Raw genomic sequence first — 16,263 nt, forward strand, 5'->3', positions numbered from 1 at the left:
AGGCCCGGGCATGACGACGACCCGAATTAGCTCCGCGAAAACACCAGCGTCAGATTGTTCGCCGGCATCTCGATCGTGTCGACGAGGCGAAGGCTGGCTCCGCGGGCGAGCGTCTCGACGTCGCTGATATCACGCACGCCCCATTCGGGATTGCCTTCGCGCAAGGAGGTGTCGAACACGGCATTGCTGAGCGCGGTGTGCTTGCCGTCGCGCTTGAACGGGCCGTAGAGGAACAGCTTGCCGTCGGCCCGCAAGTAACGGCCGGCGCCGGCGAACAGGCCCTCGGCCACGCTCCACGGTGCGATGTGGATGACGTTGGCACAGAACAATGCGGCAAGACTCGTCGGGCCCTGCCCGCTTCGCATCTCCGGGCACCAGTCAGGGTCGGTGAGATCGATCCGCAGGGGCGAGCGGATGTTTTGCAGGCCCGAATGAACGCGCCAAGCCTCGATGCTCTTGAGGTGGCGCTGGTTGAGGTCGCTCGGCCACCAGATCAGGCCGGGCGTGTGCTGCGCGAAATGGACGACGTGCTGGCCGGTTCCGCTGCCGAGCTCGACCACGTTGCCGGTCAGGCCTGCGAGATGCTTTTCCAGCGCCGCCCAGAGCGGCTCGTGATTGCGATGAAATGCCGGTGCATCGAGCCGCCCATCCGACTCCACCCGTCCGCCGTCCCTGCCAAATTCGACGACATATTCAGCCAATTGAGGTCCCCTTGAAAAAACGAGAACGGGAAAAAAACACGATGGGCGCCCAAACGCCCCGAAAACAGCCGGCCAGCGCTCCTGGCCCGAATCCGCCGGACAAATAAGCTCTTTAGTTGCAATGCGGAAGATATTAACTCCATTTTGCCGCGCGCATAGTCTTGATTGTCAGCCGATGCCCTTTGTGCTTTGGAACACTATATTTCCGCGAACGAGATCATCGACATAACGCCTCGGAATGACGCCTTGACCGCCTTTCCACGGACGCCCGTCCTTTACGTCCTGCTGGCGATCGCCGCCGGCCTTGCCGCAGGCCCCGCGCGGGCGCAATCCGCCGTGGCTGACGGCCAGAAGCTCGCCTTCGACCGCGGCAAGGGCAATTGCCTGACCTGCCACGTCATCAAGGGCGGCGACCTGCCGGGCACGATCGGACCGGAGCTCAAGGACATCAAGTCAAAATACCCTGATCGCAACGAGCTGGTCGCGATCATCTTCGACGAGACCAAGCGCAATCCGCAGACCATGATGCCGCCGTTCGGCCGGAACCGGATTTTGACCGAGCAGGAGATCAACGCGATCGTTGATTTCCTCCAGACCCTGTGACCGCCGGCACGCCAAGAGAATGTCCAGGAGATTTGAGATGACCATCACCACCGGCCCTCATCCGACGCGGCGCCTGATCCTTCAGGGCGCAGCCGGCGTCGCGCTGCTCGGCCTCGGCAACCTGCCGTTCGCGCCCGCGCGTGCAGCGGCCAACGACAAATATCCGGAAGAAGCGTTCAAGCAGAAGAGCGAGGCGGACGCGATCAAGGCGCTCTACGGCAAGACCGCCGAGCCGTCCGACAAGGTCAAGCTCGATGCGCCCGAGATCGCCGAGAACGGCGGCGTGGTGCCGATCTCGGTGACGACGACGCTCGACAAGGTCACCTCGATCTCGTTCTTCGTGGCCGAGAATCCGAGCGCGCTCGCGGCGAGCTACAAGATTCCCGATGGCACGATCCCTGCTGTCGCCAACCGCCTGAAGATGGCGAAGACCACCAACGTGACCGCGATCGTGGAAGCCGACGGCAAGCTCTACAGCGCGACCAAGGAAGTCAAAGTCACGGTCGGCGGCTGCGGCGGTTAGGAGAAGTTAGATGGCATCCAGCATTCGCGTCCGCGCCACGGCCAACGGCGACATCACCGAGGTGCAGGTGCTGATCCAGCACCCCATGGACACCGGCCTGGTCAAGGACGCCAAGGGCGAGGTGATTCCGGCGCACTTCATCCAGCGACTGAAGTTCGAATGTAACGGCAAGGGCGTCTTCGTCGCCGAGTGGGGCACCGCGGTCTCGAAGGACCCCTACGTCAAGTTCAGCTTCAAAGGCGCCAAGAAGGGCGACGACCTCAAGGTCTCCTGGACCGACAACAAGGGCGGTTCGGACACGACCACCGCGAAGATTTCGTGATGAATGCCCGCTTCTTTCTCCTTGGTTCGTTGAGCGCCACGCTGGTCGCGTTCGCCCTTACCTCTCCGCGCGTCATCGCGGCCGACAAGGTCGATCCCGTTGCCGATGCGAAAGCGTTCCAGAACTTCTTCTTCCAGAAGTTTCCGACCGTGAAGCACGACGATTTCGTCAACGGTCCCTATTCGATGAACGAGGACATGAAGCGGCAGTGGCAGGAGAAGGAGGAATTCCCGCCCTACGAGTTCGCGCTCGACGCCGGCAAGGAGATGTTCGCGACCCCGTTCAAGAACGGCAAGACCTATGCCGACTGCTTCCCGAACGGCGGCATCGGCATCCGCCAGAACTATCCTTACTTCGACACTGGGGAAGGCAAGGTCGTCACGCTGGAGCTCGCGCTCAACCGCTGCCGTGAGGCCAATGGCGAGGCGCCCTACTCCTACGTCAAGGACGAGATGGCTTCGCTCACCGCCTACATGGCGTTCACCTCGCGCGGCAAGCCGATGGACATCAAGATTCCCGATGATCCCCGTGCGCTCGCCGCGTACGAGAACGGCAAGCGCTACTTCTACACGCGCCGCGGCCAGATGAATTTCTCCTGCGCGAGCTGCCATGTGCAGAGCCCGGGCGAGCGCATTCGCGCCGAGATCCTGGCGCCGGCACTCGGCATTCTGAACGCGATGCCGATCTACCGCTCCGAATGGAGCGGCATGGGCACCACCAGCCGCCGCTTCGTCACCTGCAACAGCCAGACCCGCGCGGTTCCGCTGGAGCCGCAGGCCGATGAATATCGCGACGTCGAATATTTCCTGTCCTACGTCGCCAACGGCCTACCGATTTCAGGGCCGGGAGCGCGGCCATGAAGCTGTCACTTCCTCTCGCCATGGTGCTCGCATTGAGCCTCGCGCCAGCAGCGCGCGCGGCAAACGAGGCGGACTACAAGGCGGCCTATGCCGCTGCGGAGGCCGCCTCCAAGGAGGCAGCCGGCATGCGCAACCAGTGGACCGTGACCGTATCTGCGCTGGCGGCAGCCAAGAAGGCGGCCGACGGCGGCGATTTCGACCGCGCGGTTGCCGCTTCGAAGGAGGCCGAGGCGCTGGCGAAGGCCTCGATCTTCCAGGCGACGTCAGAAAAAGAGGCGTGGAAGGCGATGGAAATCCGCTAGACTAAAAATCTCGTGGAACCGTCGAATTGCCGTTGAGAGGCGCGGAGAATTTCTGGATGGCCATCCGCCGCCGCGATTTCCTGAAGAGCACCGCTGCTGTCGCCACATCGCTCAGCCTGCCGCGGCTCGCGCGCGGCGCCGAGACCGCGAGCATTTACGACCTCGAGCGGTTCGGCAATGCGCGCATCCTGCACACCACCGACACGCATGCGCAGCTCAACCCGGTCTATGTCCGCGAGCCCAGCGTAAATATCGGCATCGGCGAGATGGCGGGACGGCCGCCGCATCTGGTTGGCCGCGCTTTCCTCGAGCGGTTCGGCATCCGCTCCGACAGCGCCGATGCCTATGCCTTCAGCTGTTTCGAGTTCGAGAAGTCCGCGGGCCGCTTCGGCAAGCTCGGCGGCTTCGCGCATCTGAAGACACTGATCGATCGCTTGCGCGGCGATGCCGGCGAAAAGCACTCCGTGCTCGTCGACGGCGGCGACCTCTGGCAGGGCACCGGGCTTGCCAACATCATGCAGGGCCGCGACATGGTCGAGGTCGCCAATCTGCTCGGCATCGAGGCGATGACCGGGCACTGGGAATTCACCTATGGCGAGCAGGCGCTGCGCGACAATCTCGAGCGCTTCAAGGGCGAGTTTCTGGCGCAGAACGTCTTCCTGACCGAGGAGGCCGCGTTCAACGACGCCCCCGCTTTCGACAAGGCGAGCGGGCGCGTGTTCAAGCCTTCGATGATCAAGGAGCTCGGCGGCCATCGCGTTGCGATCATCGGCCAGGCCTTCCCCTATGTGCCGATCGCGCATCCCAAGCGGTTCACGCCGGACTGGACTTTTGGCATCCGCGAGGAGGAGTTGCAGAAGCATGTCGATGCCTTGCGCGGCACCGAGAAGGTCGATGCAGTCGTCCTGCTGTCGCACAACGGCATGGACGTCGATCTCAAGCTCGCGAGCCGCGTCACCGGCATCGACGTCATCCTCGGCGGCCATACCCATGATGCAATCCCGCAGCCAATCGCAGTGAAGAACGCCAGCGGCACGACGCTCGTCACCAATGCCGGCTCCAACGGAAAATTTCTGGGCGTCCTCGATCTCGCGCTCGACAAGGGCAAGGTCGGCGATGTCAGGTACCATCTGCTGCCGGTCTATTCCGAGCTGCTGAAGCCCGACCCTGGCATGGCCGAGCTGATCGGCCGGGTGCGCGCGCCGCATGTGACCGACTGGTCGGAGAAGATCGCAACGCCCGACCGCCTGCTGTATCGCCGCGACAATTTCGCCGGCCCCGTCGACGAGCTGATCTGCACCGCGCTACGCAGCGAGCTCGATGCCGAGATCGCGCTGTCGCCGGGCTTCCGCTGGGGCGTCACCGCACTGTCCGGCCAGCCGCTGACCATGGAGGATGTGCTCGCGGAAACCGCGATCACCTATCCCGAGACCTATGTGCAGGAGATGACCGGCGCCCAGATCAAGGAGGTGCTGGAAGACATCTGCGACAACCTCTTCAACCCCGACCCCTATTACCAGCAGGGCGGCGACATGGTGCGCGCCGGCGGGCTCAGCTACACCTGCACGCCGACCGATGCGGTCGGCAGCCGCATCTCCGAGCTGAAGCTCAATGGCGGCAAGGCGCTCAGCGCGAGCCACCGCTACAAGGTCGCGGGCTGGGCCTCGGTCAACGGCCAGCAGGGCGCACCGGTGTGGGATGTCGTCGCCAAATATCTGCGCTCGGGCCGGATGTTTCAGGAGCGGCTCGGCTCCGGCGTGACGCTGAAGGGCGTCGAGGGCAATCCAGGCATTGCAGGACAGGGATGATGCGGTGGCAAATCTGTCGCGCGATGCTGCTGGCGACGTTCGCCTTCGCCACGCCATGGGCCTCGGCACAGCAGGTGCCGCTCCAGGACAAGCCGTTCGCCGAGCACAAAATCGTGCTTCAGCTCTCCGACGGCGATGCGAAGAAGCATGCGCTGGTGCTGAGCGTCGCCAACAATCTCCTGAAGGCCTACGATCCCGACAAGGTCGCGATCGAGGTGGTGGCGTTCGGCCCCGGCATTGATCTCCTGTTCACCGGCAGCGAACGCCGCAAGCAGGTCGAAAGCCTGATCGTACAGGGCGTGCGCTTCGATATCTGCCTCAACACGGTCGACACGATCGAGCGGGAGACCGGAAACCGGCCGGAGTTCATTCCGGCGGCGACGCCGGTGCAGGTGGGCGTCGGGCAGATCCTGTTCCTGGCGGAGAATGGGTACACGGTGGTGCGGCCGTAAGCGCTCCCGTCATATGGAGGGCAATCGCAGGCATTCACGAGTGGTCGTCATGCCCGGGCTTGTCCCGGGCATCCACGTTCTTCGTGCCGCGTGGCTAGCCGTGGATGGCCGGGACAAGCCCGGCCATGACGCCGCGGAACAGCTACGTAAAATAATATTCCCTGTTTTGCTCCCTACACAGTGACTTGCTTCTCTTTTTGACCCGTGGCGTAGTAAGAACTGGAAACCAATCCACGCCGGGTCTTGCCATGATCTTTCGCCAGCTCTTCGACAGCGTTTCGGGCACCTACAGCTATGTCCTCGCCAGCCGCCCCGGCGGCGAGGCGCTGATCCTCGATCCCGTGCTTGAGAAGGTCGATCGCTACTGCCAGCTGCTGCGCGAGCTCGACCTCAAGCTGGTGAAAGCCGTCGACACCCATCTGCATGCCGATCACGTCACCGGCCTCGGCGAGCTGCGCGACCGCACCCATTGCATGACCGTCATGGGCGACCAGACCAAGGCCGACGTGGTGGCGATGCGGGTCGCCGACGGCGACAAGGTGACGATCGAGGGCCTGTCGCTCGACGTGATGTACACGCCCGGCCACACCGACGATTCCTACTCCTATCTGATGGGCGACCGCGTCTTCACCGGCGACACGCTTCTGATCCGCGGCACCGGCCGCACCGATTTCCAGAACGGCTCGTCGCGCGCGCAATACGAGTCGATCTTCAACCGCCTGCTCAAGCTGCCGGACGAGACGATGGTGTTCCCGGCGCATGACTACAAGGGCGACACGGTCTCCACCATCGGCGAGGAGAAGCGCTACAATCCGCGGCTCCAGGTGCGTTCGGTCGACGAATATATCGAGCTGATGGCAAACCTGAAGCTGCCCAATCCGAAGATGATGGACGTCGCGGTGCCCGCCAACATGCATGTCGGCCTGCATCAGGAGGAGCTGGAAAAAGAGGGCCGCGCAGTCAGCGCCGTCGAGGCGATCCGCTCGCTCGGCCGTCCCGATATCCTGCTGGTCGATCTGCGCGAGACCAATGAGCGGATGAAGCACGGCATGCTCGAAGGCGCGCTGCATACGCCCTATCCGTCCGTTGAAGACAGTCTGAAGCCCGGCGGCATGCTGCGCGAGGTCGCGGCCGCCACCGGCCGCCGCGTCGTGTTCTTCTGCGCCTTCGGCGAACGCTCGGCGATGGCTGTCGCCGCCGCCAAGGAAGCCGGCCTCAGCAACACTGCCCACATCGCCGGCGGCATCGATGCCTGGAAGAAGGCTGGCGGGCCTGTGGTGCACTGACGCCCCCTTCTTGCGGTAAGTCAGGAACCGCACATATTTTCGGGGTAGAAGCGGATGACGCATCACCATCCGGGATCACCCATGGCCAAGACCGCCAAGCCGCGCAAGCCGCCCAAAGTCGCTGATAACAAGCAAGCGGACGACAAGGCGAAGAAGCCCTCGCCTCCGCTCGACGACGACGATTACGACGACGGCGACATCGCGACGCCGAAACGCGACCGCTACGGTTCGGATGACGAGCCGTTGTGAGTTGAAGCCTGCCCCACGAACGGTGCGTTCCCTCCCCCAGATCGCGGCGCCCCACCCGCGCTACCTGCCATGCGCCCGCGTTCATGGACAAATAACGGCTCTGCCCGATAGTTTGCGCGTCCCCCTTTAGGACGTGAAACGGAACTGCAATGGTCGACGTTCTCGCCGCACCGCAACAAGGCAAGGCGGACAGCGCGCTGCGCACGCTGACCGGGATTTCGATCGCGCATTGGGTCAGCCATTTCCATCTGCTGGTCCTGCCGATGCTGTTTCCGTTCCTGAAGAGCCAGCTCGGCGTCGGCTATATCGAGCTCGGCTTCGCGCTCACCGTCTCTGCGGTCGTATCCGGCCTGACGCAGGCGCCGACAGGCTATCTCGTCGACCATTTTGGCGCGCGCAGAATCCTGCTGGGCGGGCTCGCGCTCGGCGGCTTCGCGCTGATCCTGCTCGGCCTGCACCTCAGCTATGCCTCGCTGATTGCCTGCGCGGTGCTGCTGGGTCTCGCCAACAGCGTCTACCACCCCGCCGACTACGCCATCCTGGCCGAGCACATGGATGAGGCGCGGATGGGCCGCGCCTTCTCGGTCCACACCTTTGCCGGCTATCTCGGCGGCGCCGTGGCGCCGGCGATCGTCGCGGCGCTCGTCACCGTCTCCGGCGGCACGGGTGCGCTGATCGCGTCGGGCGCGATCGCCGTGCTGGTGGCCCTGCTGCTGGTCGTCATGAACATTCCCGATGCCGGCGCGCACAAGACCAAGCCGGGCAACGAAAATGCGCCGAAGCAGGCCGTGATCACGCCGGCGCTGATCACGCTCACCGCGCTGTTCATGCTGCTCAGCCTGTCGGTCGCCGGCATCAACAATTTCGGCGTGGTGGCGCTGATGAGCGGCTACGGTGCGTCCTACTCCGCCGCCAACGTCGCGCTGACGGCGTTTCTCGGCTCCAGCGCTGTGGGCGTGCTCGCCGGCGGCTTCCTCGCTGATTACACCGAGCGCCATGGCTATGTCGCAGCCGCCTGCTTTGCCGCAAATGCGCTGATCGTGCTGCTGATCGCGCTGGTGACACTGCCGGGCTGGGCTTTGACCGTCACGATGGCGACTGCGGGCTTCCTCTCCGGCGTGATCGCGCCGTCGCGGGACATGCTAGTGCGCAACGCCGCGCCTCCTGGCGCCGCGGGTCGCGCCTTCGGCATCGTCTCCACCGGCTTCAATCTCGGCGGCATCGTCAGCCCGCTGCTGTTCGGCTGGATCATGGACCAGAGCGCGCCACACTGGGTGTTCGGGGCGTCCGTGATCTTCATGGTCGCAACCGTGGTGCTGTCGCCGTTGACGGAGCGGAAGCCGCAAGCCAAGGCATAGCCAAGAATTCAGTCGTCGTCCCTGCTAAAAGCAGGGACCCATAACCACAGGGAGCAATCGTCGCGCGAAGCTGGTCACTCCGAGTCTTCGCGACACTACTCCCTGTGGTTATGGGTCCCGGATCTGCGCTTCGCTTGTCCGGGACGACGGACAGAGAAACGCAAAACAACAAACTGGGAAGAAACACCATGAGCACCCCTGATCTCGTGATCCGCGGCGGCACCGTCGCGGATGGAAGCGGCGGCGAGCTGTTTGAAGCCGACGTCGCCATCACCGCCGGCAAGATCACCGAGGTCGGGAAGATCTCCGCGAAGGGACAGGAAGAGATCGACGCGCGCGGCAAGCTCGTCACGCCGGGCTTCGTCGACGTGCACACCCATTATGACGGCCAGGTCACCTGGAGCCAGGACATCACGCCGTCGTCGCAGAACGGCGTCACCACGGCGATCATGGGCAATTGCGGCGTCGGCTTTGCGCCGTGCAAGCCCGCCGACCACATCCGCCTGATCCAGCTCATGGAGGGCGTCGAGGACATTCCCGAGCCGGTGCTGAGCGCCGGCATTCCCTGGGCGTGGGAAAGCTTTCCGGATTACATGAACTGGCTGTCGAAGCGCGATTTCGACATCGACGTCGGCGCGCAGCTGCCGCATGCGGCGCTACGCGTCTATGTCATGGGCGAACGCGGCGCGCGCCGCGATCCCTCGACCGCCGAGGACAATGCGGCAATGGCGAAACTCGCGGGCGAAGCGGTGCGCTCGGGCGCGCTGGGCTTCTCGACCTCACGCACGCTCAACCACCGCACCTCGACCGGCGATTTCACGCCGACGCTGAAGGCCGGCGAGGACGAGCTCACCGCCATTGCCGGCGCGATGCATCGCGAAGGCCGCAGCGTGCTGCAATTCGTGCTCGACCTCTCCACCCTCCACGAAGATCTGCCGATGATGCTGCGGGTGGCCGACAGCACAAAGTGCCCGATCTCGTTCTCGATCACGCAGAACGACAAGGCGCCAAACCGCTGGCGCCAGACGCTGGACGAGATCAATGCGGCGGCGAAGCGCGGCCTCTCCATCACCGCGCAGATCGCGGCGCGCCCGGTCGGCCTGCTGCTTGGGCTCGAGCTGTCGCGCAATCCGTTCCAGACCCATCCGAGCTACAAGGCGATCGCGCATCTGCCGCTCAGGGAGCGGCTGGCGCGGCTGCATCGGCCGGAAGTGCGCAAGGCGATCCTGAGCGAGACGGCGACCGCGACCGACGATCCGCTGTTCTTCCGGCCCAACTACGACAAGATGTTTTTGCTCGGCGATCCCCCCGATTACGAGCAGCCGCCGGAGAACGCGCTGGGGCCGCAGGCGCGCAAGCAGGGCCGCCAGCCGGAAGAGCTCGCCTACGATGCGATGCTCTCCGACGAGGGCCGCGGCATGCTCTACGTGCCCTTCCTCAACTATGCCGACGGCAATCTCGACGCGACGCGCGAGATGCTGATCGATCCGCAATCGGTGCCGGGCCTCTCCGACGGCGGCGCGCATTGCGGCATCATCTGCGACGCGAGCTTCCCGACCTATCTGCTGACGCACTGGACCCGCGACCGCACGCGCGGCGAGAAGCTCACGATTCCCTTCGTGGTCGCCGCGCAGTCGCGCAAGACCGCGCTCTCGGTCGGCCTCACCGATCGCGGGCTCGTTGCTCCCGGGTACAAGGCCGACGTCAACGTGATCGACTACGACCGGCTGCATCTGCATCCGCCGAAGGTGCATTACGATCTGCCGGTCGGCGGGCGGCGGCTGTTGCAGGATGTCGACGGCTATGACGCGACGATCGTGTCGGGCGTGGTGACGCGGCGGCACGGTGAGGCCACGGGAAGGCGACCGGGGAAGTTGATCCGGGGTGCGCAGGGGATGGCGAGCTAGCGAAGACCGAGTCTGAGGCGCGAAAGCCGCGCCTCACTCTCGCTGTCATCCCCGCGAACGCGGGGATCCATATCCACAGGGATTCGTTGCGGCGCCACGCTGGTCACTCCGAGTCATCGCCAAACCACTCCCTGTGGTTATGGGTCCCGGGCTCGCGCTTCGCACGCCCCGGGACGACAGTGTGCCTGGAGCAATCGCGCCCCTTACGTCGGCGACACGGCGCCCTTCAGCGCCGCGGCCTGCGGAGCCGCACCACGGGTCAGCCTGGCCTTTTCCGTGTTCGGCCAGAGCAGCATCAGACCGATGACGCCGGAGCCGACCATGACCACCGCGTTGATGGTGAAGCCGGTCAGGTAGCCGTCGACCATGTTGCCGGCGCGCTGGATCACGGTGCCCATCACGTTCGGCGCAATGATGCCCGACAGCGTGTACAGCGCGCCGTAGATCGCGATGACCGCGCCGCGCTGCGACGCCGGGGTGAACTCGCCGAGCATCGGCGGGCAGACGACGTAGATCGCCCCGCACAGGCCGGAGCCGACGACGAGCAGCGCGATCTGCAGGCCAGCACCCTGCACATGCGCCATCATCGCCAGGATCAGGCCGCCGATGATCAGCGGCACCGAGCCGAGCACGCCGCGCGAGATGCGCGTGGTGTAGCCGCGCGCCATCATCACCTGCGAGACCCACCCCGTGAGGATGACGACGGTCGCGCCGAACACCCAGGGCAGGATCGAGACGTAGCCGGCCTGGCTCTGCGAGAAGCCCAGGCCCTTGACGATGAAGGGCGTGAACCAGGTGAGGCCGAGCGACAGCGCCCAATAGGCGCCGAAGGTCGCGATCACGCAGCCGAGGAAGGTGCGCGAGGTCAGCAGCTGCACATAAGGGATTTTCGGCTCGGTGACGGCGAGAACCTGCGTATCCTCGAGCGGGCCTTCCTTGCCGAACGTCAGCCAGGCGCAGACCCAGAGCAGGCCGACGACGCCAAGCGCGCCGAAGGCGTAGTGCCAGGAGTGATTGACGATGACCCAGTTCAACGCCGGCACGGCGAGGATGACGCCGAAGGCCGAGCCTTGCGACAGGATCGCGGTCGGCAGCGTGCGCTTCTCGTCGGGGAACCATTTGTAGATGGCGTGGGCTGCGACCGAGAAGGCAGGTCCTTCGCCAGCGCCCAGCACGATGCGGCAGATCAGCAGCGTGGTGAACGAGACGGTGCCCACCATCGGGAACTGCGCCAGCGCCCAGATCACCGCCAGCGTCAGCAGCACCCAGCGCGTCGGCACCTTGTTGACGATGAAGCCGACCACGATGGCCGAGATCGAGAACAGGAAGAAGAACGAGGAGCCGAGCAGGCCGAATTGCTCGGCATCGAGCTTCAGGTCGGTCATGATCGGCACGCCGGCGAGACCGACGACGATCTTGTCCGCGAAGTTCACCACCATGAAGAGAAAGAGGAGAAAAGTGACGGTCCAGGCGCCCTTCGGCGTTGCCTTGACTTCCCCTGCCGTCCTGCCCGCAACGTCGGGCGTTCCCTGAGCGCTCATCAATCTCCCCGTATGTCTTTTTGTCGGCACGTTTTTGATTTGGCCGTTTTGGGAGCTAACAACGGCTTCAAGGCCAACGCAACCCCGGCATTTCCACGGCAAGTGTGCTACGCAGCATTGAGTTAATTCCGTCCGGCGCATTGACCTTGCTGAGCATCCGAAACCTCTCAAAGACCTTCTCCTCGGCCGGCGAGCCGGTCCACGTGCTGCGTGGTGTCGACCTCGACCTCAAGGCCGGCGAGCGCGTCGCGCTGACCGGCGAGTCCGGCAGCGGCAAGAGCACGCTGTTGCACCTGATTGCGGGTCTCGATGCCGCCGACAGCGGCACAATTCGCCTGGAGGACACCGAGGTGACCAAGCTCTCGGACGCCGGCCGGGCCGAGCTGCGGCGCGACCGGATCGGCCTGGTTTTTCAGCAGTTCAATCTGATCCCGAGCCTGTCGGTCGCCGACAATCTGGTCTTCCAGGCGCGGATCGCCGGCCGTCACGATGCGGCCTGGTCAAAAGAGCTGATCGAGCGGCTCGGGCTCAGCAGCCTGCTCAAGCGATATCCAGAGCAATTATCAGGCGGCCAGCAGCAGCGGGTCGCGATCGGCCGGGCGCTGGCGACCAAGCCCTCGCTGCTGTTGGCGGACGAACCGACCGGCAACCTGGATGAGGACACCGCCGACGACGTGCTGGCGCTGACGCGCGATCTCGTCACGCGCACCGGCTGCGGCTTCCTGATGGTGACGCACAGCCTGCATCTGGCCGGCACGCTCGACCGCCACGTCACCTTGCATGCGGGGCGGATCGCATGAGGCGCGCGCTGTGGGTCCTCGCGGTTCTCCTGAGCCATTGGCGACGGCACAAGATGCAGTTCGCGACGCTCCTGATCGGGCTGATCGCGGCGACCGCATTGTGGAGCGGCGTGCAGGCGATCAACCAGCAGGCCCGCAATGCCTATGACCGCGCGGCGGCGACGTTCGGCGGCGTGCGCACGGCGATGCTGGTGGCGCCTGATGCAGCGACCTTTTCGCAGGAGCTGTTCATAAAACTCCGCCGCGCGGGCTGGCCGGTCTCGCCGGTGCTGGAAGGCCGCGTCCAGGTCAACGGGCGTTCGGTGCGGCTGCTCGGCATCGAGCCGATCACGATGCCGGCCGACGTCGGCAACGCGCCACGCCTCGGCGCCCCGGATTTGAGCAGTTTCGTTGCGCCGCCCGGCCAGACATTGGTGGCGCGGGAGACGCTGAGCGATCTGCAGGAACCGGAAGGCGCGGCACCGCCGATCAGCAACGGCGCAAAACTGCCGCCGCTGCGCGTGCTGCCGCAACTCGTGGCCGGCGTACTGGTCGTCGACATCGGCGTCGCGCAGCGGCTGCTGAACAAGCCGGACCAGGTGTCGCGGCTTTTGATCGGCAAGCCCAAGGGCAAGCCGGCGCCACTGGCGAGCGTCGTTGGCGAGCAGTTGCAGCTGGTCGAGCCGAATGCGGAGACGGAGCTGGAGCGCCTCACCGACAGCTTCCATCTCAACCTCACCGCCTTCGGCCTGCTGTCGTTCTTCGTCGGTCTCTTCATCGTCAACTCCGCCGTCGGCCTCGCCTTCGAGCAGCGGTTGCCGATGCTGCGCACGTTGCGGGCCTGCGGTGCCTCGGCGCGGCTGGTCAACACGGTGCTGGTGGTCGAACTGGTGGCGCTGGCGCTGGTCGCAGGACTGATCGGGCTCGTCTGCGGCTATTTCATCGCGGCCGCGCTGTTGCCCGATGTCGCGGCGTCGCTGCGCGGGCTCTATGGCGCGCAGATCCCGGGACAGCTCACACTGCGCTCCGAATGGTGGCTCGCCGGTATCGGCATCAGCATCGCCGGCGCGATCGTGGCGGCGGCGACCAGCCTGATCAAGGCGATCAGGATGCCGGTGCTGGCGACCGCGCAGCCCTACGCCTGGCAGCAGCGGCAGCGCCGCTGGCTGGTCCTGCAGAGCATTGCGGCCTGCGCCGTGTTCGCGGTCGCGCTGCTGTTGCTTCACTACGGACAATCGCTGATTGCGGGATTCGGCGTGCTGGCCGCATTGATGTTCGGCGCGGCGCTGATCCTGCCGGCATTCCTAGAAATCATCCTGCTCGTGGGCCAGCGCTGGGCGAAGGGGCCGCTGGCGCTGTGGTTCTGGGCGGACAGCCGGCAACAGCTCTCCGGCTTGTCGCTGGCCCTGATGGCGCTGCTGCTCGCGCTGGCCGTCAATGTCGGGGTGTCCACCATGGTGGAGACCTTCAGCCGCACCTTCGTCGGCTGGCTCAACGGGCGGCTTGCCGCCGACGTCTACATCAGCGCCTCCGACAATGCGCAAGGCGTTGCGATCCGGAGCTGGCTGAAGGAGCGCAGCGACGTGCAGGCGATCCTGTCGGGCGGACGCGCCGATACGCAGGTTCAGGGGCAGCCGGTGGAGCTGCTCGGCCTGCCCGATCACGCGCTCTATCGCGAACGCTGGCCGCTGCTGGAGACCGCGCCGCGCGCCTGGACCCAGCTCGTGCCCGGCGATGCCGCTTTCATCAGCGAGCAGCTGAGCCGCCGCCTCAACGTCCGCGTCGGCGATGTCATCGAGGTGCCGGCGCCGGGCGGCACCTGGGAGCTCGACATCGCCGGCATCTATGCCGATTACGGCAACCCCAAGGGGCAGCTCGCCGTCAACGTCGCGGCGCTGATCCGGCACTTTCCGCAGACGCCGCAGACGCGCATCGGCCTGATCGTCGCGAAGGAAAATATCCCCGGCCTGATCGCGGCGTTGCAGAAGCAATTCGCGCTCGACGACCGCAGCGTCGCCGATCAGGCGACGGTGAAGGCGGAATCGATCCGGATCTTCAACCGCACCTTTGCGGTGACGTCAGCGCTCAATGCCTTCACGCTCGGCGTGGCCGGCATCGCGCTTTTGACCAGCCTGCTGACACTGGCGAATTCCCGCCTGCCGCAGCTCGCGCCGCTGTGGGCGATCGGCATCACGCGGCCGCGCCTTGCCGCGATCGAACTGACCAAGACATTGTCGGTTGCGCTGTTCACGGCGCTGCTGGCCGTGCCGCTCGGATTGCTGGTGGCGTGGTGCCTGATCGCAATCGTCAATGTGAAGGCGTTCGGCTGGCGGCTGCCGTTCCACGTGTTTCCGCTGCAGCTGGTGGAGCTGGTCGCGGTCGCGCTGATCGCTTCGCTGCTTGCCGCGCTGCTGCCGATGATACGACTGGCGCGGATGCAGCCGGCGAGCCTCGTCAAGGTGTTTGCCAATGAGCGCTGATAAAATCACGCGGCGCGCCTTTGCCGGCGGCATCGCCGCACTCGCGGCTGCCCGCCGCGCTGGCGCGCAAGGTTATGCCGGGCTCGGCGAGACCGCCGACGGCTTTGCGAAGGTGACGCCGGGAAAGACGTTCAGCTTCCCGGCCGATCACGGCCCGCATCCGGAGTTTCGTATCGAATGGTGGTATCTCACCGCGAACCTTGTCGATGGCAGCGGCGCGGCGTGCGGCCTGCAATTTACGCTGTTCCGCCAGGCGGCGCAGTCGGGCCCGCAAGGAGAGGGCTGGGCCAATCAGCAGATCTGGATGGCGCATGCGGCGGTGACGCGCGCTGATACTCACCGCTTCAGCGAGGTGTTTGCACGCGGCGGCATTGGACAGGCCGGCGTCACCGCAAAGCCATTTGCGGCGTGGATCGACGATTGGGAGATGAAGGGTTTTGAGCGCACCGACGATCGCACATTGGCGCCGCTGACGCTGAAGGCTTCGGGCACCGATTTCAGTTATTCGCTCACACTGGAGGCCGATCGTCCCGTGGTGCTGCAGGGCGATCACGGTTTCAGCCGCAAGTCCGAGCGCGGGCAGGCGTCCTACTATTACAGCCAGCCGTTCTACCGCGCCCGCGGCAGCCTCACGATCGACGACAAATCCGTCGATGTCTCGGGCCAGGCCTGGATGGACCGCGAGTGGAGCAGCCAGCCGCTCGATGCCGACCAGACCGGCTGGGACTGGCTGTCGCTACATCTCGCATCCGGCGACAAGCTGATGCTGTACCGGCTGCGGCAGAAGGACGGCCAGGAGTATCCGTTCGGCAACTGGATCAGCGCCGCGGGCGACACGCAGATGATCGCGGGTGGCGATATCCAGATGAGTCCGAAAGCGACCGCCGAGATCGCGGGGCGCAAGCTGCCGGTGGAATGGCAGATCGCGATCCCCTCACGATCATTTTCGATTGCCTGCAAGCCGCTTAACCCAAAAGCCTGGATGGGAACCGGCTTCTCCTATTGGGAAGGGCCGATCAGCTTTGCCGGCACGCATGACGGCGTTGGCTACCTCGAGCTGACCGGCTATTGAAGCGCGACCTCCTCAAAAGG

16 protein-coding genes are annotated in these 16,263 nt (G+C 65.2%); 14 read left to right on the forward strand and 2 right to left on the reverse strand.

Features of this window, described 5'->3' with window-relative positions:
- Positions 1–26 precede the first annotated feature (26 nt).
- A complete protein-coding gene (locus AB7245_RS43765; protein WP_085403988.1) occupies positions 27–701 on the reverse strand; it encodes a DUF938 domain-containing protein in 675 nt (224 codons plus the stop codon).
- A gap of 246 nt (positions 702–947) precedes the next feature.
- Between AB7245_RS43765 and soxX the strand changes: the two genes are divergently transcribed.
- From soxX to AB7245_RS43820, 11 genes are all read left to right on the forward strand, one after another.
- Positions 948–1,304 carry a sulfur oxidation c-type cytochrome SoxX gene (gene soxX, locus AB7245_RS43770; protein ID WP_085404086.1) on the forward strand — a complete coding sequence of 119 codons (357 nt, stop codon included), beginning with the start codon at positions 948–950 and terminating at the stop codon, positions 1,302–1,304.
- A 37-nt stretch (positions 1,305–1,341) separates the two neighbouring features.
- Positions 1,342–1,827, forward strand: coding sequence for a thiosulfate oxidation carrier protein SoxY (gene soxY, locus AB7245_RS43775; RefSeq protein WP_063985941.1), 486 nt, complete (start codon positions 1,342–1,344; stop codon positions 1,825–1,827).
- Between the two features lie 10 nt (positions 1,828–1,837).
- On the forward strand, positions 1,838–2,149 hold the full coding sequence (gene soxZ / locus AB7245_RS43780; protein ID WP_439035677.1) for a thiosulfate oxidation carrier complex protein SoxZ: 312 nt from the start codon (positions 1,838–1,840) through the stop codon (positions 2,147–2,149).
- The gene (gene soxA, locus AB7245_RS43785; protein WP_439035678.1) at positions 2,149–3,009 is read left to right on the forward strand and encodes a sulfur oxidation c-type cytochrome SoxA; all 861 of its coding nucleotides are present in this window, start codon (positions 2,149–2,151) and stop codon (positions 3,007–3,009) included. The genes soxZ and soxA overlap by 1 nt, the downstream gene beginning before the upstream one ends.
- Entirely contained in the window at positions 3,006–3,311 is a 306-nt protein-coding gene (locus AB7245_RS43790) for a hypothetical protein (RefSeq protein WP_085403990.1), read from the forward strand. The genes soxA and AB7245_RS43790 overlap by 4 nt, the downstream gene beginning before the upstream one ends.
- A gap of 56 nt (positions 3,312–3,367) precedes the next feature.
- Positions 3,368–5,119: a thiosulfohydrolase SoxB gene (gene soxB / locus AB7245_RS43795; RefSeq protein ID WP_354115295.1), complete on the forward strand. Its 1,752-nt coding sequence runs from the start codon at positions 3,368–3,370 to the stop codon at positions 5,117–5,119.
- A complete protein-coding gene (locus AB7245_RS43800; protein WP_085403992.1) occupies positions 5,116–5,571 on the forward strand; it encodes a DsrE family protein in 456 nt (151 codons plus the stop codon). The genes soxB and AB7245_RS43800 overlap by 4 nt, the downstream gene beginning before the upstream one ends.
- A 248-nt stretch (positions 5,572–5,819) precedes the next feature.
- On the forward strand, positions 5,820–6,857 hold the full coding sequence (locus AB7245_RS43805; protein ID WP_085403993.1) for an MBL fold metallo-hydrolase: 1,038 nt from the start codon (positions 5,820–5,822) through the stop codon (positions 6,855–6,857).
- Positions 6,858–6,938: 81 nt separating this feature from the next.
- Positions 6,939–7,106 carry a hypothetical protein gene (locus AB7245_RS43810; protein ID WP_166071036.1) on the forward strand — a complete coding sequence of 56 codons (168 nt, stop codon included), beginning with the start codon at positions 6,939–6,941 and terminating at the stop codon, positions 7,104–7,106.
- Positions 7,107–7,255: 149 nt separating this feature from the next.
- The gene (locus AB7245_RS43815; protein ID WP_439035679.1) at positions 7,256–8,464 is read left to right on the forward strand and encodes an MFS transporter; all 1,209 of its coding nucleotides are present in this window, start codon (positions 7,256–7,258) and stop codon (positions 8,462–8,464) included.
- A gap of 188 nt (positions 8,465–8,652) precedes the next feature.
- Positions 8,653–10,371: an N-acyl-D-amino-acid deacylase family protein gene (locus tag AB7245_RS43820; RefSeq protein ID WP_085403995.1), complete on the forward strand. Its 1,719-nt coding sequence runs from the start codon at positions 8,653–8,655 to the stop codon at positions 10,369–10,371.
- A 203-nt stretch (positions 10,372–10,574) separates the two neighbouring features.
- Here AB7245_RS43820 and AB7245_RS43825 read toward each other — a convergent pair whose 3' ends face one another.
- Entirely contained in the window at positions 10,575–11,912 is a 1,338-nt protein-coding gene (locus tag AB7245_RS43825; RefSeq protein WP_085403996.1) for an MFS transporter, read from the reverse strand.
- 146 nt (positions 11,913–12,058) lie between these two features.
- Between AB7245_RS43825 and AB7245_RS43830 the strand changes: the two genes are divergently transcribed.
- From AB7245_RS43830 to AB7245_RS43840, 3 genes are read left to right on the forward strand one after another with little or no spacing between them, the layout of a single operon-like run.
- Positions 12,059–12,712, forward strand: coding sequence for an ABC transporter ATP-binding protein (locus tag AB7245_RS43830; protein WP_085404087.1), 654 nt, complete (start codon positions 12,059–12,061; stop codon positions 12,710–12,712).
- Positions 12,709–15,171, forward strand: a complete 2,463-nt coding sequence (locus AB7245_RS43835; protein ID WP_135215585.1) for an FtsX-like permease family protein — start codon at positions 12,709–12,711, stop codon at positions 15,169–15,171. Before AB7245_RS43830 ends, AB7245_RS43835 begins: the two co-directional genes overlap by 4 nt.
- Complete coding sequence (locus AB7245_RS43840; protein WP_085403998.1) at positions 15,161–16,243, forward strand: lipocalin-like domain-containing protein; 1,083 nt, start codon at positions 15,161–15,163, stop codon at positions 16,241–16,243. The genes AB7245_RS43835 and AB7245_RS43840 overlap by 11 nt, the downstream gene beginning before the upstream one ends.
- Positions 16,244–16,263 lie beyond the last annotated feature (20 nt).

It is taken from the genome of Bradyrhizobium sp. 604_D8_N2_3 (genome assembly GCF_051810765.1).
Lineage (GTDB): Bacteria > Pseudomonadota > Alphaproteobacteria > Rhizobiales > Xanthobacteraceae > Bradyrhizobium > Bradyrhizobium barranii.